Origin of the sequence: Flavobacterium sp. (genome assembly GCF_046293665.1) — a bacterium.
Taxonomy (GTDB): Bacteria; Bacteroidota; Bacteroidia; order Flavobacteriales; family Flavobacteriaceae; genus Flavobacterium.
This window is the reverse complement of record NZ_JBKBOL010000003.1, coordinates 277,961-298,056: the sequence shown is the minus strand read 5'-3', so window position 1 is coordinate 298,056 and position 20,096 is coordinate 277,961. Positions and strand designations below refer to the sequence as shown.

Here is a 20,096-nt window from a genome sequence, read left to right as displayed (position 1 = left end):
TCCCTAATATTTGTGGAATTGTTGTTGTCAAGTCAAAAGACTCATATCCTACTTGTCCGGTATAATCACAAAGCTGATAATCATCAGGCTCGGTAGCTTCAGGGGTTGGGTCAACTATTAACTGTAATGACACAACCTCAAAACAATTGGTAACATTTGATTCAACTCGGACATAAACAGTCTGCAACCATGGATTAATGTTTTCATAATTATTAATATCAGGAATTGAAGTTCCATCAATATTTGCATCGACTATAGTTTCATGAAAAGTAACGTTGTAAGGATTACCACCTGTAATTGAATTTATAACTTGAGATAAATTGAAAATCACAAAACCATCGTTACTAGGATCACAATAACGCAATGGTTGTGGAATATTTACAAAAACATCATTAACTACCGGATTAATAGTAAAACTTGTTGCATTTGAAAAACAATCAGCGGCAATTTGATGAGCCACAATAGTGTGAGCACCTGCTGTAAGATTATTAAATACTGGGTTAGATTGATAAGCTCCACCATCCAATGAATATTCATAATTAACCCCAATAGGACTGGTAACAGTAACTGAGTTTGAATTACAAGATTCAACTATAGATACAACAGGATCTATTTGAGGGACCACCTGAATTTGAAAAGTAGTTGGTAATGGACAAGGAATAGCAACACTAGGAGTTGGATTAAATGTATAAGTAGTCGTTGCAATATTGTTTAAAGCCGGACTCCAAGTCCCTGATATTCCATTCAAAGAAGTTGTTGGTAAAGGAGCAATAACATCACCTGAACAAACAATAGAAGTTGTAATATTAAAAGTTGGGGTAACTGTTGGATTTATAACAACGGTTACTGGTTCTATATCAGAACAAGAACCAAGGGTACTTTGAATATAATAAGTTCCGCTGGTGGTTACCGCACTTGGTGTTGCTAATGCTATCGTTCCTGCAGCATTAGTCCAATAAGTCAAAGTTCCTCCTCCTGTACTTCCTGCGGTAACTGCCGGCAAAGTTAAATTGACTGATGCTGGAGAACAAACCGGCGAAGGATTGTTGATATTTAAAAGCGGTGAAGGATTAATAATTACTGTCACGGGCTCTATATCGAAACATGAACCTACTGTACTTTGAATATAATAGGTTCCACTAGTAGTAATAGTGTTTGGATTAGCCAACGCAATTGTTGCTGCTGGATTGGTCCAATAAGATAAGGTGCCACTACCTGTGCTACCTATAGTAACTGCCGGCAAAGTCAAATTAACCGTAGCTGGAGCACAAACTGCAGCAGGAGTATTGATATTTAAAACAGGAGAAGGATTAACAGTAACAACTACTGGTTCAATATCTGTACAAGAACCTAACGAGCTTTGAATGTAATAGGTACCGCTAGTTGCTACAGCATTCGGCGTAGTTAAAGGATTTGTTGCTGTTGCATTGGTCCAATAACTTAAAGTGCCTCCTCCTGTACTTCCCGAAGTAACTGAAGGTGAGGTTAAATTAACCGTTAAAGGAGAACAAACAGACGCGGGACTACTAATATTTAAAACCGGCGAAGGATTTATAGTCACAGTAACAGGCTCAATATCGGAACATGAACCAAGTGTACTTCTGATATAATAAGTACCACTTGTAGTTATAGCATTTGGTGCTGCTAATGCAATCGTTCCAGCCGCATCAGTCCAATAGCTTAAAGTACCACCACCGGTACTTCCAGTAGTGACTGCAGGCAAAGTCAAATTAACAGTCGCCGGTAAACAAACGGCAGGTGGATTGTTAATAACCAATACCGGGGTAGGATTTATGGTAACGGTTACCGGTTCAACATCTGAACAAGAACCAACAGTGCTTTTTATATAATAAGTTCCACTTACCGTTACTGCTGTAGGATTAGCCAAAGGAGTAGTTGCCGCAGCATTGGTCCAATAAGTTAAAGTACCACCTCCTGTACTTCCTGCGGTAACTGTCGGTATAGTTAAATTAATAGAAGCAGGAGCACAAACCGCTGCAGGATTAGTAATCACTAAAACGGGCTGAGGATTAATTGTTATTGTGAAAGTTCTTGGCTGTCCAACGCAACCATTTTTGGTCAAAATAACTGTAATTGTCGCCACTTGAGTTGTTAAAACATCTGCAGAGGTAAAGGCGGGTAAAAACAAACCGTTTCCTGTTCCACTTGCGGCCAAACCTACAGCAGTATTGCTATTAGTCCAACTAACTGTATCATAAGCATCCGCTGTAGTAAAATTGAGTTGGCTTATTGAACTGTTTCCACAAAAAACTTGGTTTGCTATTGCATTTATTTGCGGTGATGTGCAACCGCAAGTAAGAGTCGCCGGAGCAACACATACAGTTCCGTTAGCCGGAGTAATAGTCATTGTAATAGGCAAATTATTCGGATTTGGAATAACTAAATGAGTTCCAACAGCACCCGTATTTAGAACACCAGATACTGGTGGATTACCAAACATCGTATAAGTGTAAGCCATCATTGAAATTCCAGACCCGGGAATATTATTCCAATCAAATTCTGTTTGTACAAATGGAATGGTGGCAGCTCCACAAATTAAATTCAAAGTACCACCCGAAACAGCAACTGTTACAACAATGGCAGCTCTTGGGCTTTCACAGCCGCCAATTGTTTGACTTACATAATAGGTAGTTGAACCGAGAGTTGTAGTTGAAGGTGTGGGAGCAGTTGAAGACGAAGTACCGCCAACCGCATTAGTACCATACCAATTTAAAGTTCCTCCGGTGGAAGGTGTAGCGGTCAATGGACTTGCTGTTACATTTTGGCAATAAGTAATAGGTGAAACAACAGTTGGCGCAGTAGCAACAGGAATAGGATTGACTACAAGAGCAATCGGTGTAGATACACAACCACTAACTAAGTCCCTAACAGTTACATTATAAGTTCCAGGAGCCAAACCGGTGAACGTTGGACTTGATTGATACGTTGTCCCATTGACACTATATTCGTAATTAACGGCTTGATATGAATAAGTTCCAATATTGGTGTAATCTTGTGGATCTAATGCCGTCCAATCAGCCGGATTCCATGTCATTGTTGGATGAGGAGCAACAGCAAGTCTTCTATAAGTATAACCAGATTGATTGGCGGGAGTAAAATCGATTCCATCCGTCCTTCCCCACAAATCAAATTCAACATCAGCACTAGTAGCCAAACGCACATTATCATTAGTATTGAAACCTGGGCAAGCACTAACCACTAAATTTGGTACAACTCCTCCTTGATTTGTCGGACTTCCGACGCTAACTACATAAACTGCATTGTTATTCAAAGTTCCTGTTAGTGCAAAATCACAAAAATTGGAGGGAGTCGGATTGCCATTATTGTAAACCTTTAACTTATAATTGGCTAAATTTTTAGGGGCACCGGTACCATTAAAAATCTCAATGTAAGACAAAGCTCCCGAACTCTCATCAGTTACTTCAGAAATAAATAAATCAGATGGAATTGGTAATGGAGTTCCACTATTCAAAGGACTAGTAAAAACAATTGTTCCTGTTGGTATAGTACATGTTGGTTGTTGGGTAACTGAAACCACAGGTACAACACATGCCGTAGCTGCAATACAAGTAGCAGTTCCGGCGGAATAACAATTATTTCCTATAGGAGCGACTGTGATTTGAACTACATCATTGGCATTTAATGAATTTAAAGTAAATGTTGTTAATGTAGTAGTTCCCGCTGATATTGTTGCGCCACCATTAATGGTGTATGAGATGTTGTAATTACCACCCGAAGCAGGTACAGGATTCCAACTAAAATTAACAGAAGATGAAGTAGAAACACCACATGAAACTGTTGGTGTCTGTGAAGGTGCAACCGTTACAGTTACTGATTCCGACAAATTACAAGTTACTGCTCCTGTAAAAGAGATGTCGTCTAAAGCGAAATCATTTCCGCTCGCGGTAATCACTCTGTCATACAAACAAATTTGAGCCGTTGTATTGGCGCCTGAATTCCACACATATGATCTTTGAACCCAGCCACAAGCAGTAGCAGGAGCTAATGCCGTTCCCACCGAAATGCCGTTAATGAGAACTTCTATATTTGCAGGATTAGGAGTTGCAACTGTCTGAATCCAATAGCTAAAGGTATAGTTTTGACCTGGAACTACGGCTACCGTTTGACACCAAACACTATCATTTCCGGCATTGAGATTTGACCCATCAACAACCATCATATTTCCTACACCACCGTTTGCCGTACAAGAAGAAAAACCCGCAAACCAAGCATTTGAATTGGCTACTATGCCATAAGTTTTTTGAGTCCCTGCCGGAACGGTAACTGCCAAATATTGATAATCAGAGGAGAATCCGGTATTACCTTGTGAAAAGTCTCCATTAAAAATTAAATCCCTAATTGATGTTGCCGTTGAAGTTACGGTATATGTTGTCGTTTGTGTCGGACTAACGGTTGGTGTAGCACTATTGGGTGTCGTCAAACTTGGATCAGGAGGAGATGCAGTCCAAGTGTACGGACTTGTACTTCCACTAACCGAAAGGTTGCTACTACTTCCAGAACAGATAGTAGTTGGACTAGCACTAACTGTTAATCCGGTCGGTTGTGTGATGACTATGTTTGACAAAGTTGCTGTTGAAGCCGGACTATTGCTATCAGTTACTGAAATACTATAGGTACCTGCCGGAAGTCCGGTAAAAATTCCCGTTGTCAAGGTTTGATTAACTGTTCCTGAAATTGAATAAGAAACATAAGGTTGAACCCCATTTATTCCGTAAATAATAATAGAGCCATCATTAGCATTAGGACAAGAAACATTTGATACAGTGTTTGAAATATTTAAGGGTAAAGGCGGCGCAGTTACTGAAAAATCATCTACTGCAAAATCATTACCAACCGCACTAGTATTATTATTAAATAATTTAATATTAGCACAAGGGCCATTCGCTACAAAAGTGTAAACCACTTGTTGCCAGCCCGAAGCTGTGGGAGGTGCAATAGCACTCCCAGAAACTAAAGTAACTGAGTTAGCATTCAAAATTTGAACACCAATATTTGCCGGTGTAGGTGAACCTGCAACAGGTCCGTAAACTGATCTAATCCAATAACTAAAAGTATAGGTCGTACCAGCCGTTAAACCACAAACTCCGCCACCACCGTTACCGGCTTCCCAAAAGTTTTGTTGTCCACCAGTAGTATTTCCATCCACAATCATCATGAATCCGGAACCGGAAGTGTGATCGCCTGAAGTAACAAAAGAAGCGGTGTTCATTGGAAACGGATCAGTAGTCAGTGCCCAATTTCCGGTATTTGTGGTACCTGAAAACGGTGGGAATATCCTAACATATCCGGCACCATTACTAAAAAAACCTATAACACTTCCGGTCTCAAAATCTCCGTTAGTGAGAAGATTTTGTGAAAATCCTTGAAAAGTAAATAAGGTTAGGACAACACATAATATATTTTTTAATCGAGTAATAATCTTCATATACAACAACTTTAAAGTAGATTCAGTTTGGTAATAGCTGGTAAACAACTCCCAAATATATTGATTTTTAATATTTTAATGAAAAAACCTCAAACAAATGAGGTCTTTTCTTTACTTTTCTATTTTTCTACGGTCTCTTTCTGTTTTTAACAAGTTAAGTTCCCTACTTGTTTGTCCGGCAACCGAGGTATTCTCTTCCGCTCTTCGAATTAAATATGGCATAACATCTCTAACCGGTCCAAAAGGCAGATATTTGGCTACATTATAACCATGCGCTGCCAAATTATAGCTTATGTTATCACTCATACCATACAATTGACCAAACCAAATACGATTATCATTTTTCAGAACACCTTTGGCTTCCATTAATTCAATCAGCTTGTAAGAACTCAACTCATTGTGGGTTCCGGCAAAAATCGACATTCGGTCTAAATTTTCCATCATGTAAACTACTGTTGTATCATAATTGATGTCAGTAGCTTCTTTACTTTCGCAAATTGGAGATGGGTAACCTTTTTCTTCTGCGCGCTTGTTTTCTTTTTCCATGTAAGCACCGCGAACCAATTTCATTCCGATGTAAAATCCTTCCGCTTTGGCTTGCTCATGCAACTTTTTCAAATAATCCAATCGATCATGACGGTACAGTTGCAGCGTATTGAAAACGATACACTTTTCCTTATTGTATTTGCGCATCATATCGGTAACAACATCATCCGCCGCGTCTTGCATCCAACTTTCTTCTCCATCAATCAACAAAGCAACATCTTTTTCATGAGCCGATTTACAAACTGCATCAAAACGCGCCACTACCCTATTCCATTCCTTTTGTTCTTCGGGAGTTAAAGGTTGTTTTTCGCCTAATTTTTCATATAAATAGAAACGTCCAAAACCTGTTGGTTTGAAAACTGCAAAAGGAATTGCCTGTTTTTCTTTAGCAAACTCAATAGTTTTCAACGTCATTTCCAAAGCAGCATCAAATTGTTCTTCTTCTTCCTTACCTTCTACTGAATAATCCAATACCGAAGAAACGCCTTTGGTGTACATTTTATCTACTACTGACAAACAATCATCTTCGGTTGTTCCGCCACAAAAATGATCAAAAACAGTCGCTCTGATTAATCCTTCAACCGGCAAATGTGCTTTTAAAGCAAAGTTGGTCACCGCTGTTCCAATGCGAACCAATGGTTCATTGTCAATCATTTTAAATAAAAAATAAGCTCGGTCTAATTCAGTGTCCGTTTTTAGAGCAAAAGCCACTTTGGTATTGTTGAAAATTTTTTCCATTGTAATGTATTAATGCCACAAATATAAATAGTCTTTAGGAGATTATATATCAATTTTTACCTTATTTTTGGGGCACAATTTGACAAAAAAATGCAAACCATTCAAGCCAACGGTTATCCTGTTTTATTCGGAGAAAAGGAATATGAAACTCTCAATGATTTTATAGCCAAAAACAATTATTCTTCCCTTTTCATTTTAGTAGATAACAACACCAATGAAAAGTGCTTACTAAGATTTTTATCCTTTTTGGCCACCGATAAAACCATTGAAATTATCGAAATCGAATCGGGCGAAGCCGAAAAAAACATCAATACTTGTGTTGAAATTTGGAATATCTTAACCGAATTGGGTGCCGATAGAAAAACCGTTTTGATTAACATTGGCGGAGGCGTAATCACTGATATTGGTGGATTTGTAGCTTCAACTTTCAAAAGAGGTATCGATTTTATCAATATTCCAACCACATTATTAGCCATGGTTGATGCGTCTATTGGAGGCAAAAATGGTGTCGATTTAGGCAATCTGAAAAACCAAATCGGAGTAATCAATATTCCGAAAACTGTTTTAATAGACACCGAATTTTTATCGACTTTATCCCAAAACGAAATGCGCTCAGGTTTAGCAGAAATGTTGAAGCACGGATTAATTTTTGACGAAAACTATTGGAAACAATTCAAGGATTTAAGTCAAGCTGATTTTGCCGATTTTGATGCATTGATTCACCGTTCAATCGAAATCAAAAACGATATCGTAATGCAAGACCCAACCGAAAACGGCATACGAAAAGCCTTGAATTTCGGACATACTTTAGGTCACGCCATTGAAAGTTATTTTCTCGAAAACGAAAACAAAAAAACTTTATTACATGGAGAAGCCATTGCGGCCGGAATGATATTAGAAAGTTATATTTCTTGGCAAAAAGAATTATTAACCGAAACAGAATTCTACGAAATCAAAAATACGATCAATGCTGTTTTTGAGAGAATTGATTTTGACGAAAATGACCTGCAACCGATAGTCGATTTATTGATTCACGACAAGAAAAATGAGTACGGAAAAATCCAATTTGCTTTACTTGATGGTATTGGTAAAATCAAAATCAACCAAGAAGTTGACAATGAGTTGATTACGAAATCTTTTACCGAATATAAAAAGTAATTTTTTTTTAATGATAATACTTGTGTTTGGAATGTATTATTTTTTACATTTGCCCCAATGAAAAAATGTGTCAACACTACTAACTACAGTATTTATAGTCAAGAAATTACTAACGGTTTCTTAGCTTTTACTTCGGCTTTTTTAAGACAAAAATCTGATTCTACTGCTTTGTGTTCACCCATTACCTTTCTGTTTCAAGAAAAACTACCCATCATTTATGCCAATATTAGAGTTTGAACCGAGATTATTTTGCCTACAAAAAATAATTAATTTAAAAATTCTACAAGCTAAATGAACACTAAATATTTCGACTTAATCAATCAAACATTCTACTTTCCACAAGAAGAATTCACCTTAAATAAAGATACACTTCAGTTTCACAATATTGATTTGATGAAATTGGTAGAACAATACGGAACGCCTTTAAAATTTACTTACCTGCCGCAAATTTCTAACAACATCAACAAAGCCAAAGGTTGGTTTAGAAAAGCCATGGAGAAAAACAAGTACGAAGCCAAGTATTATTATTGCTATTGTACCAAAAGTTCTCACTTCAGTTTTGTAATGAATGAAGCGTTTAAAAACAATATTCACATTGAAACCTCTTCGGCTTTCGACATTAATATTGTAGAAAACTTAATGGCGCAAGGCAAAATCAACAAAAACACTTATGTGATTTGTAACGGTTTCAAAAGAGAACAATATATCGAGAACATAGCGCGTTTAATCAACAATGGTCACAACAAAACCATTCCAATTATTGACAATTACGAAGAATTGGACTTGTTACAAGAAGCCATTGATGGTAAATTCAAAATCGGAATCAGAATTGCAGCCGAAGAAGAACCAAAATTTGAGTTCTATACTTCTCGTTTAGGCATTGGCTACAAAAACATTGTCCCTTTTTACAGAAAACAAATTGAGGAAAATAAAAATGTAGAGCTGAAAATGCTTCACTTTTTTATCAATACCGGCATTCGCGACACAGCTTACTATTGGAACGAATTGCTAAAATGTATGAAAGTGTACGTAGCGTTGAAAAAAGAATGTCCAACACTGGATAGTTTGAATATAGGCGGTGGTTTCCCAATCAAAAACTCTTTGGCTTTTGAGTACGATTACCAATATATGATTGACGAAATCGTAAACCAAATCAAAATTTCTTGTGAAGAAGCTGAAGTAGATGTGCCACATATTTTCACAGAGTTCGGTTCGTTTACCGTAGGCGAAAGTGGCGGCGCGATTTACCAAGTGTTGTACCAAAAACAACAAAACGACAGAGAAAAATGGAATATGATTGACTCGTCTTTCATTACGACTTTACCCGATACTTGGGCAATTAACAAACGCTTTGTGATGTTGGCCATTAACCGTTGGAACGACACTTATGAACGTGTACTTTTAGGAGGAATGACTTGTGATAGCGATGATTATTACAACTCTGAGCAAAATATGAATGCCGTTTATTTACCCAAATACAACAAAGAAAAACCTTTATACATCGGATTCTTCAATACCGGTGCGTATCAGGAAACGATTGGCGGTTTTGGTGGATTGCATCACTGTTTGATTCCGCAACCGAAACATATTTTGATTGACCGTGATGAGAACGGAATTTTAGCTACCGAAGTCTTCTCTGAGCAACAAAATTCAGATGATGTATTGAAAATATTAGGTTACGAAAAGCGATAATTCTTTGTAAACCAGAACCTAAAAAGCAATTTTACATTTATAATAATTTTTCAAAAAAGTGTTTGCCGTCAGCAAAAAAAAGTTTTTCTTTGACAGGCAAACTACAAACAACAAACAAACGACAATGAGCAAAGGACCAATCAGTCAGTTTATAGAAAAAAACTACCTTCACTTTAACGCGGCGGCCTTAGTTGACGCGGCAAAAGGTTATGAAGAACACTTACTTGACAATGGTAAAATGATGATTACTTTGGCCGGTGCGATGAGTACAGCCGAGTTAGGAAAATCGTTAGCCGAAATGATTCGCCAAGACAAAGTGCACATTATTTCTTGTACTGGTGCCAATTTGGAAGAAGACATTATGAATTTGGTAGCCCACAATTCTTATAAAAGAGTACCCAATTACCGTGATTTATCCCCACAAGAAGAATGGGATTTATTAGAAAACCATTACAACAGAGTTACCGATACCTGTATTCCTGAAGAAGAAGCTTTTAGAAGATTACAATCCCATTTATACGATATTTGGCACAATGCTGATTCAAAAGGAGAACGTTATTTTCCACATGAGTTCATGTACCAAATGATCAACTCCGGCGTGTTAAAACAATACTACGAAATTGATCCGAAAGATTCTTGGATGGTAGCTGCGGCCGAGAAAAACTTGCCGATTGTAGTTCCGGGTTGGGAAGACAGTACTATGGGGAACATTTTTGCTTCCTATTGCATCAAAGGCACATTCAAACCGACAACCATGAAAAGCGGCATCGAGTACATGATGTGGTTAGCCGATTGGTATCCGAAAAACTCCTCAGGAAGAGGCGTTGGTTTCTTCCAAATTGGTGGTGGAATTGCCGGAGATTTTCCAATTTGCGTAGTACCAATGTTATACCAAGATATGGAAATGCACGACGTTCCGTTTTGGAGTTATTTTTGCCAAATTTCTGATTCTACTACAAGTTACGGTTCCTATTCAGGTGCTGTCCCAAATGAGAAAATCACTTGGGGAAAACTTGACATACATACCCCTAAATTTATCATTGAATCGGATGCTACCATTGTGGCACCGTTAATTTTTGCTTACTTACTAGATTTATAAAAGATTTTTTTATGAGAAGAATTATTGTAGACTATGCCAAACTAACCGGAGACATTCTAAATTTATTAGTAGAAAAGTTTCCTGAAGGTTATGACGACACCGACATTATTCGTTTCAGAAATGCTCAAAACGAGTTGATTGAAGCGGTTGAAGTACGAACAGAAGATACTATTTACTTGGTTAAAGTAAGTACAAAACTGGCGAGTCGTATGGAAAAATTTGATGAAGAAGACGATTTGGATTCTGTAATCGAACCTATCGAACCAATTAAAGGTTTAGATGATGATGAAGATGCTATTACCGCTGATGAAGACGATGAAGAAGTAGATTTACTTAAAGATGGTGGCGGATCTGATGATGCAGATGACGACGATGATGACGATGAAGAAGCTGATTCGGATAACTTTGACGACGATGACGACGAAGAGTAATAGAATTACGAATTAGAAATTACGAATTAAGAAATAAAAAAATCCCAAGTTCAAATGTGAATTTGGGATTTTTTTTTGGAACAAATACCAGTTCTTTTTTGTACAATCACCAATTCATAATTCGTAATTCTTAATTCGTAATTTTCACAAATATCTTTCTTCAAACACTCGCTGGTGGTGATTTTGGTGACCAATAATCGTAAATCCTAAAGCTCTGACTGACATCGTATTATTAGAAGCAATACCTCTTCGCAACAATTGTTCTTTTGAAAATGATTTGAATAAAGCCAAAGTCGATTGTCTAACCACTAACATTTCACTCAACAAATCCTGAATACTTCTGCTGTTGGCATTGGCTTCATCTACATAAGTATTTTCATCAAAGCTAGCCAAAGGCGTTTGGTCATTTCGGGCGAATCGCAAAGCTCGGTAAGCAAAAATTCTTTCGGCATCAATAAGGTGTAACAAAATGTCTTTAATCGTCCATTTGCCTTCGGCGTAGCGATAGTCAAACTTATCCATCGGAATATTTTGGACAAATTTCACTAAGCGATGTACTGAAATTTCAAGTTCTTCTACCAAGTTATATTCTTCAGTAACAGTATCGATATAAGTGCCGTAATAAGCGGCATATTCATCGGTGTGAAGTTGTGATTTTTTCATGATGATTGTTAAATATTAATTGATTTAAGCCGAATTCCGACTCGCATTCGTATTCCCAAACAATGAACGCGTTACCAATTTTTCATAAGTACTGACTAATTTTTCGTCAAACGTCGATTGCTTTTTCAACGCATTAATTTGTGATGAAGCATATTGTTGAATCGTCAGTAACGGCAACACTATTTGCTCACGCATTGCGATTGAAGCTTTCCCATCGGGATAATTTTGCATCAGTTCGGTATGACCGGCAATTTTTAAAAGTAAGCGTTTGGTTTCCAGAAATTCGTTGAATATAATTTGCCAAAATTCACCAAACTCAGGATCATTTTTCATGTAAGCGGTTAAAGCAAAATTACTCTTAGCCAAAGACATCATGGTGTTTTCCAATAAAGTTCTGAAGAATAAAGAGTTGTTGTATAAGCTTTGAACTTCTTCCCAACGGTTATTGGTTTCAAAATACTTTAAAGCTGTTCCTACGCCAAAAAACCCGGGAACGTTTTGTTTCATTTGACTCCATGAACTCACAAACGGAATCGCTCTTAAGTCGGCGAAATTCAATTGATCATCAGTGTTCCGTTTTGACGGACGACTACCGATGTTGGCTTTAGCATAATATTTCAACGTACTCATTTGCTCCAAATACGGAATAAACTTCGGATGGTTTTTGAAGTCGATGTATTTCTTATAACCTAATTCCGCCAAAGTGTCAATAATGGCTTTTTCTGATTCGGTCAAATTGTTTTCGTCTTTATTGAAAATTTCATTGGCAACACCTGCACTCAAAAGGTTTTCTAAATTATAACGACAAGAATCTAAAGTACCGAAATTAGAACTGATCGTTTGTCCTTGCACCGTAACTTGTATCGCTTGGTTTTCAATGGTAGAACCCAAGGAAGCGTAAAATTTATTGGTTTTTCCACCACCACGCGCCGGCGGACCACCACGACCATCGAAGAAAATGACTTTGATTCCGTATTCTCGGGAGATTTTGGTAATCATTTCTTTGGCTTTGAAAATACTCCAATTCGCCATCAAATAACCGCCATCTTTGGTTCCGTCTGAGAAACCGAGCATTACCGTTTGCTTGTCTTTTCGTTCTTTTAAATGATTTCGATAAGCAACATTTTGGTACAATTGCGCCATAATTTCATGGGCTTTTTGTAAATCGTCAACCGATTCGAATAACGGAATAATATCCACCGTTGGATTTTCCCAATTCAATAATCGGAACATGGCAAAGGTTTCAATTACATTCAAAGCACTTTCATTATTGCTGATGATATAACGGTTACAGCCTTTTTCGCCGTTATCGTTTTGAATTTCGCGCATCAGTTTTATAGTGTCCAAAGTAGAACGCGTCAATTCGTTTTCGAAGAAATGGTGGTTTAAATTAAACTTCAACTTCGAAACCACTTCCATTTTATCGGTTTCTGACATCGAATCAAAATCTTCCGGAAAATAGAGTTCCTTTTCTCTTTTTAAGAATGCCACGATATCGTCAAAAACCTGATTGTGAATTTTACTGTTTTGGCGAATATCCAACGATGCAAAATGAAACCCAAACTGCGTGATTTTTTGCAACAGTAAATTAATTTCATCCAAATACAACGATTGGTGTTTGTCGATAATGATTTGTTTGACAATATTGAGTTCATTTTTCAGTTCCTCCAAAGTGATAAACACCTCACCTTGCGAATAAAAAACAGAGCGATAAAGTTTGAACTCTAATCCCGATATAATGGTATCAACTTCATTAAAAGTCAATTTTCGTTTAAGGTTTCTGACATCAAAATAGTAACATTTAAGGATAGATGTTCGCAAACGCTTCGCCACATTCTCAGTAATTTCAGGTGTTACAAACGGATTGCCATCTCTATCGCCACCCGGCCAAAAGCCTAAATTGATGATTGGATTTTCGATGATATTGCCTTCGAAAATATTCTTTTGCAAATACTGCATCATCTCGCCTATGGTTTGGTAAAATACATTTTCGAGATACCAAATCAAACTTACCGCTTCGTCAAAAGGCGTTGGTTTTTCTTTTTTGATAAATGGTGTTTTACCGAGTTGTGCCAATAATTGCTTGATTTTTATCAAATTGTTAACCTTCACCGCTTCAGTCAAATCAGTAATAATTCCAAGTACTGAACCCGGATAAAACTGCGTTGGATGCGCTGTTAAAACCGTACGCACATTAAAAGTTTCCAAAAAATCGATTAGTTCTTTTCGTTTGTCTTTGGCTTCTGTTTTTTCTTTGATATCGCGTAACGAACCGCGACCTTCCAAATTATTGACTATGGGAAAAGCTGCATCTTCTATGGCATCAAACAAAACGATTTGGCGCTCAACATATTGAATAAAGCGAAACATCAAGTCGATTTTTTGTTCTTCTGTAGCTTTATCTAAATATTTATCAGCAAAGAAATCTACAATTTGTTTAGGTGACCAATTATTTTTAAATCCGCTTTCGCAAACTTCGGAAAACAAAGGCAATAAAACGCCGGTGTTGTCAATGGCGTCAAATGGTAACGTGATAAATACACTATTGTAAATGTGATACTTAGACAATACATTTTGGTTGAAGCGCTCGATTTTTGGTAAAGTGTACATGGCACAGGAATTTTGGCTTAAATTAATAAAAAAACCTCAAGCTTTCACTTGAGGTCTTAAATATATTTTGATTCTAACTAGTCTAACTCTTGGAAGATAGTGTGCATCAAACGTTTTTTGTCGTTGATACTTTCTTCTAGTGAAATCATGGTTTCAGTTCTGTAAACACCTTCGATATCGTCAATCATGAAGATTACATCTTTTGCGTGTTTGGTATCTTTTGCTCTGATTTTACAGAAGATATTGAATTTTCCGGTAGTTACGTGAGCAACGGTTACGTATGGAATTTCGTTGATTCTTTCTAAAACGAATTTAGTTTGAGAAGTGTTATTCAAAAACACACCAACATAAGCGATGAATGAATACCCTAATTTTTCATAATCCAAAGACAATGATGAACCCATAATAATTCCTGAATCTTCCATTTTCTTCACTCTAACGTGAACTGTTCCGGCAGAAATTAATAATTTCTTAGCGATATCAGTGAATGGAATTCTGGTGTTGTCAATCAACATATCCAAGATTTGGTGGTCTACTTCATCTAAGCGAAACTTACTCATAAAAACTATTTATTGGTTTATTTAAAATCTACGGCAAAAAAAATACATTTTTTTCAATAAAAAAAGTTAATTGTTAATTTTTTATCAAGCCATTAACTACTTTTATATTTTTTCCTAAATAAAAATCAGCTTTTTGTTCGATATTCGGAAAATTAGCAACGTTGTCAATATATGTTTCACCTTGTGCGTCAAGTATATTATGACCAAAATAATTTTCCAAATTATCTATTTGAGCAATCCTTGCTTCAAAAGTAACCTTACCTTTATTTAGAACTTCTTTGTATTGTGCTGCAAAATTGATAATTTTTTCATTACCATCATAATTTATTTTAACATTTTTATAAACAAAATCATAAAAAACGACTTTATTTTGCGGAATTTTTAAATAATCATCGATTTTGTTGTCAACTATATCGTTTTCGTAAAAATATTGAATTCCAGACAGTAAGGCTGTAAAAATGTATTTTCTGGTTTCTTCACGCTCATAATCATTTGGGAAATGCCCGGCTTCAAATAAAATTGTCGGTACTTTTAAAAATTGAAATGTATCACCAACACAATTAATATTAAACGAATCGTCAAATCTTCCGACCTGGTTCGGGATTAAGGTTTGCAAAGTTTCATTCATCGCTACAATGACATTCATGGCTTTAGTGCGAACTTCATTAATATCACGAGATTCATTATAAGCTGGTGCCAAAAACGAAACAGTTGCCGGAATACCCGAATCCGCTACACCAAAAATGGTTCTCTGGTCATGAAGATTATAGCAATAATCAGGCTGAAACGTTTCAAAAACTTGTCGCAATACTTTACTTTCGGGTTGGGATAAATCTTGAGCATCGCGGTTTAAATCTACCTTATTTGCATTTTCACGAGTGTACAATTCGGCGCCATCCGGATTTAACATTGGCAACAAACAAAACGTAAACGCCTTTAAAATTGTTTCACTTTCTGAAGTATTTGAATGTAGAAAATTAATAAAATCGAATAAAGCTTTTGTGGTGGTGCTTTCGTTGCCGTGCATTTGCGACCACATAAAGATTTTGGTTTTACCACTACCTAACCTCAATTGGTAAATAGGTTTCCCTAAAACAGAATGGCCAACAACAGAAGTCGGATATTTTAACAATAAAGGTTCAATATGTTCTAAAGTAATATATCGACCAAAAAGGCTTTGTTCCTTGTATTGCTGGTATAGGTTTATATAATTCATGCGCCAAATTTAGGCAAAAATTCAAAGCCATAAAAAAACCTTCGATACCAAAGCACCAAAGGTTTTCCACTAATTATAACAATTAAATAACTATTCTCTGAAAAGATACACGCTACTAACTCCGGCTTCTGGTCTTGAGCTTGTTGGCATCGTGTTTACATTTGAATTTGGCAAATCAAACGTCAATAACTTTCCGCCACCGTTTAATCTTTCGGCAACAAAAATGGTTTTAGTGAAATGGTCATAAGCCACATCAACAGGATTACCTAAGGAAGTGGCTGAACCGTATATTCTGATTTGTTTTTTCATAGTAATCGTCCCCATGTTTGGAGTTGCCGCAAACAATTCGGTAAATCCTTTGAGTACAATAATTCCACCATCAGTATCAGAAGCAGCTAATCCTACATCGGTTAAAACCATAGTGTTGCTTCTTTTTGAATAAGTAATTCCGTGAGTTCTTACCAATCCTTCAATTGTTACCCTTTTGGTTGGAAAAATGGCACCGTCAGCATTGGCAAAGAAGTTTTCAAAAGATAACAAATCACTTTCTAAATCAGCTACAGCATATAAAGTATTGCCTTCTAAATGAATTCCCCAAGTTTTAAAATTCACTATATAACTGTTTAATAAAGTAAATCCGGAAGCCGTTTTTTGGTAAACTATTAATTTGTTTACGTTGCCATTCCCTGCAAATTGGTCTTGGGCTACCACCACTTTATCTCCGGATACAGCAATTTCACGCGCATTCGTAAAATCAGAAGTACTTGTTGCTGTTAATGACAAGGCTGGTGAATTCATGGCAACTGCACCCATAACTTCGCTGTATGATTCTACTCTGTTGTTGGTTCTGGAGGCCAAAATAAATTCATCGCTTTCGCTAAAATAGTAAGCACCATCAGCATCTGTTGAGGCTACGGTGAAACTTGAGATTGCCGGTGTGTTTTGATTGTAATCTGTGACTGATACTTTACCAGTAGTATTACTGGTAGTAAAAAGAATAAATTCTTTGTTGGCTGAACGTTCTAATTGTTCGCTTGAAGAATTGTTTGTGTTGCTTGAATCGTCTGAACATGATACCATCACGATTGACAATAAGGACAGGGTAAAAATTGTTTTTTTCATTGTAAATAGTTTTTGTTGATTATTGACTTAAACTACGTACGAGAAAAAAAATAGTTTGGTTTTACACTTGGAATTGTCTTTCGGGAAATTTGCCTTGAGCGCCTTTAAAATGGGGCAAAATTATTTTCATATCTTCTTCATAATTCCCTGAAAGCGAAATGGGTTGTCCAATTCTAACTTCTTTTTTGGCGTAATCAAAAGCAATGGGAATTATAGGAACATTAGATTTAAAAGCGATATAATAAAAACCGGTTTTGAGTTGGGTTACTTTTTTTCGTGTGCCTTCGGGTGCAATCGCCATTCGGAAAACTTCACGGGAATTGAAAACTTCAACGGTTGCATCAACATTGTTTTTTCCGCCGCTTCGGTCTAAGGGCGCGCCACCGATACTTCTGAAATAATACCCAAAAGGAAAAGTGAACAGCTCTTTTTTACCCACAAAATTCATTTCCAAACCAATGATGCCTCGACAAAATAAACCTATGAAGAAGTCGAAATTACAAGTATGCGGCATCACCATCATGACACATTTTTTAACTTCAGGATTCATAGTTCCTAATAGTTTCCAACCCATTAATCGGAAAAAAATAAATTTATAAAGTGCTGCTTTCATCGGCTTTATTTTGTGTAAATTTAACATTAATCCCTTATTTTTGGTAAAAAAAATCGATGCTTCGCAAACTGTTCAGCTATTTTGTTCCGATTAACATTCACAAGAAAAATTCCGGTGTCAGCAAAACGTTGGAAGTCACTTGGAACAACGGCCAATTGGTTTTAGACAGTAAAAATACGAATTACTCTTATGGCAGTTTGCAACGTATATTGCGTAAAGGTTTAAAATATATAGGTTTTGATCGCATTAAAAAGTTTGAAAGTATATTAGTACTGGGCGTTGCCGGCGGAAGTGTCATCAAAACATTAGTCGATGAAATCAAATTTACCGGAAAGATAACCGGTGTAGAAATTGACCAACATATCGTTGACATTGCCAATCAATATTTTAAGCTAAATGAAATTCCGAATCTGGAGATTGTAATTGATGATGCTTTTGAGTTTGTTTTGAAAACCAAAGTCCAATACGATTTGATTATTATTGATATTTTTCAAGATACCACGATGCCCAATTTTTTGTTTGAGGATTTCTTTATCAATCGAATCAATGATTTGCTCAATACTAATGGCTTTATTTTGTTCAACACGATGGTGATTAACAAAAAAGACGAAGAACGAAATTTGGTTTACAAAAATAAATTTGGCGGTAATTATTCATTGCGAATGTATCCCAAAGTAGAAACCCACAACGAACTATTTACTATTAAAAAACTAAACTAATGGGATTCTTAAAAAAATTATTGATAGGAAAAGTATCAGAAGACTTCAAACCCAAGTACAATCCAATTGAGAGAAGAATACTTAATATCAAATCCATTTGGAACAATGACCATCAGGACGACAACGGAATTGAAAAAATATTCAGACTGTTCCTTTCTATATCTCAATTGTTATTTCCGGGTATTTATGTAAAAACGCTGGCCGGTAAAATTGGTTATGCTTACAAAGATTTAGCCATGGATATTTACATATTGCTTAAAGTAGCCTTTCCGATGGTGATTTTGGTGAATGATTGGCAAAATAAACCATATCTGAAACTATTTTGGTCTATCTTATTTTAGAAACCATACTCTATATACCAACATTAATATTTGCCTCAGATTTGTTTTCGAGTCCACGATCATACAAACGTTCCATGCTATTGCTTTTTTTTAACTATTTAGAAGTTGTTATTGCATTTGGAGTGTTTTACACTTTGGGCAACAATACAAATATTCCGTTTGGACATTGGTCAGATGCGATATATTTCAGTCTAATGACTTCTAATACGATTGGATATGGAGATTATTATCCTGTGACTACTTTTGGAAAATTTCTGGCATCGGTACAAGCCATGTTTTTCTTATCGTTTGTGATATTGTTCTTGAACTTTTTTTCAACAAAAGTCAAATCAAAAGGTTATTTTAGTAACGATAACGAGGATAATTAAAGTAATCTTCGAGCTTTTTCTAAATCTTCCGGTGTATCAATTCCGATACCAACGTGCGTGGTTTCGACCATTTTGATACGTTTACCAAACTCTAAGTAGCGTAATTGTTCCAGTTTCTCAGAAGCTTCTAATGATTTCATAGGCAAATGATAGAAGGCCAACAACGCTTCTTTGCGGAAAGCATAAATCCCAATGTGTTTCATATAACGAACACCAACATTCACTTCTCTTGGATAAGGAATTACAGAGCGCGAAAAATATAAAGCAAACCCATTTTGGTCGGTTACCACTTTCACATTATTAGGATTGTTGATTTCCTCTAGGTCAGTGATTTCAAACATTAGTGAAGCCAAATCGACTTTCTTCTCAAAATCATTACGGAAAACTTCAATTACTTTGGCCAATGGTGCTGCGTTAATAAAAGGTTCATCACCTTGTACATTTACCACTATATCAACATCTAAATGCTCAACCGCTTCAGCAATTCGGTCGCTACCACTTTCGTGTTCTTTAATACTCATAATGGCTTTTCCACCATGATTGATGATTTCATCATAAATTAAAATCGAATCCGTCACTACAAAAACATCCTGAAACAATCCGGTCGCAACCGCTGCTTCATAAGTGCGAAGAATAACTGTTTTCCCTCCTAAATCCTGCATTAGCTTGGCAGGAAAACGGGTGGATGCATAACGGGCTGGAATGACGGCGATGATTTTCATTGTTGAGTTACTGAGGTTCTGAGTGGCTAAA

General features: G+C 36.5%; 17 protein-coding genes. 8 read left to right on the top strand and 9 right to left on the bottom strand.

Annotated elements, in window-relative coordinates; genetic code table 11:
* A partial coding sequence (locus tag ACK4R1_RS07660; RefSeq protein ID WP_409685386.1) for a beta strand repeat-containing protein occupies positions 1-5,467 on the bottom strand: 5,467 nt, incomplete at its 3' end.
* Between the two features lie 111 nt (positions 5,468-5,578).
* Positions 5,579-6,751 carry a proline dehydrogenase family protein gene (locus ACK4R1_RS07655; protein WP_409685383.1) on the bottom strand — a complete coding sequence of 391 codons (1,173 nt, stop codon included), beginning with the start codon at positions 6,749-6,751 and terminating at the stop codon, positions 5,579-5,581.
* Between the two features lie 90 nt (positions 6,752-6,841).
* On the opposite strand from ACK4R1_RS07655, the gene aroB reads away from it, so the two are divergent.
* From aroB to ACK4R1_RS07630, 5 genes are all read left to right on the top strand, one after another.
* Positions 6,842-7,909, top strand: a complete 1,068-nt coding sequence (gene aroB / locus ACK4R1_RS07650; RefSeq protein WP_409685380.1) for a 3-dehydroquinate synthase — start codon at positions 6,842-6,844, stop codon at positions 7,907-7,909.
* Between the two features lie 57 nt (positions 7,910-7,966).
* Positions 7,967-8,146: a hypothetical protein gene (locus tag ACK4R1_RS07645; protein WP_409685377.1), complete on the top strand. Its 180-nt coding sequence runs from the start codon at positions 7,967-7,969 to the stop codon at positions 8,144-8,146.
* A 54-nt stretch (positions 8,147-8,200) separates the two neighbouring features.
* The gene (locus tag ACK4R1_RS07640) at positions 8,201-9,601 is read left to right on the top strand and encodes an arginine decarboxylase (RefSeq protein WP_409685374.1); all 1,401 of its coding nucleotides are present in this window, start codon (positions 8,201-8,203) and stop codon (positions 9,599-9,601) included.
* Between the two features lie 124 nt (positions 9,602-9,725).
* Positions 9,726-10,700 (top strand): deoxyhypusine synthase family protein, encoded by a 975-nt coding sequence (locus ACK4R1_RS07635; RefSeq protein WP_176305750.1) that lies wholly within the window; start codon positions 9,726-9,728, stop codon positions 10,698-10,700.
* Between the two features lie 11 nt (positions 10,701-10,711).
* Positions 10,712-11,131, top strand: coding sequence for a DNA primase (locus ACK4R1_RS07630; protein ID WP_409685371.1), 420 nt, complete (start codon positions 10,712-10,714; stop codon positions 11,129-11,131).
* A gap of 144 nt (positions 11,132-11,275) precedes the next feature.
* On the opposite strand, the gene ACK4R1_RS07625 is transcribed toward ACK4R1_RS07630, so the two are convergent.
* The 6 genes from ACK4R1_RS07625 to ACK4R1_RS07600 all read right to left on the bottom strand — a co-directional run bounded on the left by ACK4R1_RS07625 (position 11,276) and on the right by ACK4R1_RS07600 (position 17,915).
* Positions 11,276-11,794, bottom strand: coding sequence for a DinB family protein (locus ACK4R1_RS07625; protein WP_409685368.1), 519 nt, complete (start codon positions 11,792-11,794; stop codon positions 11,276-11,278).
* Positions 11,795-11,818: 24 nt separating this feature from the next.
* A complete protein-coding gene (locus ACK4R1_RS07620; RefSeq protein ID WP_409685365.1) occupies positions 11,819-14,404 on the bottom strand; it encodes a phosphoenolpyruvate carboxylase in 2,586 nt (861 codons plus the stop codon).
* A 77-nt stretch (positions 14,405-14,481) separates the two neighbouring features.
* A complete protein-coding gene (locus ACK4R1_RS07615) occupies positions 14,482-14,964 on the bottom strand; it encodes an Lrp/AsnC family transcriptional regulator (protein ID WP_121313528.1) in 483 nt (160 codons plus the stop codon).
* Between the two features lie 73 nt (positions 14,965-15,037).
* Positions 15,038-16,180, bottom strand: a complete 1,143-nt coding sequence (locus ACK4R1_RS07610) for a M14 metallopeptidase family protein (RefSeq protein WP_409685362.1) — start codon at positions 16,178-16,180, stop codon at positions 15,038-15,040.
* A 90-nt stretch (positions 16,181-16,270) separates the two neighbouring features.
* The gene (locus ACK4R1_RS07605; RefSeq protein ID WP_409685359.1) at positions 16,271-17,302 is read right to left on the bottom strand and encodes a hypothetical protein; all 1,032 of its coding nucleotides are present in this window, start codon (positions 17,300-17,302) and stop codon (positions 16,271-16,273) included.
* Between the two features lie 61 nt (positions 17,303-17,363).
* Positions 17,364-17,915 (bottom strand): 1-acyl-sn-glycerol-3-phosphate acyltransferase, encoded by a 552-nt coding sequence (locus tag ACK4R1_RS07600; RefSeq protein WP_409685356.1) that lies wholly within the window; start codon positions 17,913-17,915, stop codon positions 17,364-17,366.
* A 56-nt stretch (positions 17,916-17,971) separates the two neighbouring features.
* On the opposite strand from ACK4R1_RS07600, the gene ACK4R1_RS07595 reads away from it, so the two are divergent.
* The 3 genes from ACK4R1_RS07595 to ACK4R1_RS07585 all read left to right on the top strand — a co-directional run bounded on the left by ACK4R1_RS07595 (position 17,972) and on the right by ACK4R1_RS07585 (position 19,343).
* Positions 17,972-18,634 (top strand): spermidine synthase, encoded by a 663-nt coding sequence (locus ACK4R1_RS07595; RefSeq protein WP_409685353.1) that lies wholly within the window; start codon positions 17,972-17,974, stop codon positions 18,632-18,634.
* Positions 18,634-18,975 (top strand): hypothetical protein, encoded by a 342-nt coding sequence (locus ACK4R1_RS07590; protein WP_409685350.1) that lies wholly within the window; start codon positions 18,634-18,636, stop codon positions 18,973-18,975. The genes ACK4R1_RS07595 and ACK4R1_RS07590 overlap by 1 nt, the downstream gene beginning before the upstream one ends.
* Positions 18,976-19,049: 74 nt before the next feature.
* Positions 19,050-19,343, top strand: coding sequence for a potassium channel family protein (locus ACK4R1_RS07585; protein ID WP_409685347.1), 294 nt, complete (start codon positions 19,050-19,052; stop codon positions 19,341-19,343).
* On the opposite strand, the gene kdsB is transcribed toward ACK4R1_RS07585, so the two are convergent.
* Positions 19,340-20,065 carry a 3-deoxy-manno-octulosonate cytidylyltransferase gene (kdsB, locus tag ACK4R1_RS07580; RefSeq protein WP_409685344.1) on the bottom strand — a complete coding sequence of 242 codons (726 nt, stop codon included), beginning with the start codon at positions 20,063-20,065 and terminating at the stop codon, positions 19,340-19,342. The two genes, ACK4R1_RS07585 and kdsB, sit on opposite strands and share 4 nt — an antisense overlap.
* Positions 20,066-20,096 lie beyond the last annotated feature (31 nt).

Coding starts and splice junctions, on each gene's coding strand:
- ACK4R1_RS07655 (WP_409685383.1), bottom strand. CDS start 6,751: ATGGAAAAAATTTTCAACAATACCAAAGTGGCTTTTGCTCTAAAAACG.
- aroB (WP_409685380.1), top strand. CDS start 6,842: ATGCAAACCATTCAAGCCAACGGTTATCCTGTTTTATTCGGAGAAAAG.
- ACK4R1_RS07645 (WP_409685377.1), top strand. CDS start 7,967: ATGAAAAAATGTGTCAACACTACTAACTACAGTATTTATAGTCAAGAA.
- ACK4R1_RS07640 (WP_409685374.1), top strand. CDS start 8,201: ATGAACACTAAATATTTCGACTTAATCAATCAAACATTCTACTTTCCA.
- ACK4R1_RS07635 (WP_176305750.1), top strand. CDS start 9,726: ATGAGCAAAGGACCAATCAGTCAGTTTATAGAAAAAAACTACCTTCAC.
- ACK4R1_RS07630 (WP_409685371.1), top strand. CDS start 10,712: ATGAGAAGAATTATTGTAGACTATGCCAAACTAACCGGAGACATTCTA.
- ACK4R1_RS07625 (WP_409685368.1), bottom strand. CDS start 11,794: ATGAAAAAATCACAACTTCACACCGATGAATATGCCGCTTATTACGGC.
- ACK4R1_RS07620 (WP_409685365.1), bottom strand. CDS start 14,404: ATGTACACTTTACCAAAAATCGAGCGCTTCAACCAAAATGTATTGTCT.
- ACK4R1_RS07615 (WP_121313528.1), bottom strand. CDS start 14,964: ATGAGTAAGTTTCGCTTAGATGAAGTAGACCACCAAATCTTGGATATG.
- ACK4R1_RS07610 (WP_409685362.1), bottom strand. CDS start 16,180: ATGAATTATATAAACCTATACCAGCAATACAAGGAACAAAGCCTTTTT.
- ACK4R1_RS07605 (WP_409685359.1), bottom strand. CDS start 17,302: ATGAAAAAAACAATTTTTACCCTGTCCTTATTGTCAATCGTGATGGTA.
- ACK4R1_RS07600 (WP_409685356.1), bottom strand. CDS start 17,915: ATGAAAGCAGCACTTTATAAATTTATTTTTTTCCGATTAATGGGTTGG.
- ACK4R1_RS07595 (WP_409685353.1), top strand. CDS start 17,972: ATGCTTCGCAAACTGTTCAGCTATTTTGTTCCGATTAACATTCACAAG.
- ACK4R1_RS07590 (WP_409685350.1), top strand. CDS start 18,634: ATGGGATTCTTAAAAAAATTATTGATAGGAAAAGTATCAGAAGACTTC.
- ACK4R1_RS07585 (WP_409685347.1), top strand. CDS start 19,050: ATGCTATTGCTTTTTTTTAACTATTTAGAAGTTGTTATTGCATTTGGA.
- kdsB (WP_409685344.1), bottom strand. CDS start 20,065: ATGAAAATCATCGCCGTCATTCCAGCCCGTTATGCATCCACCCGTTTT.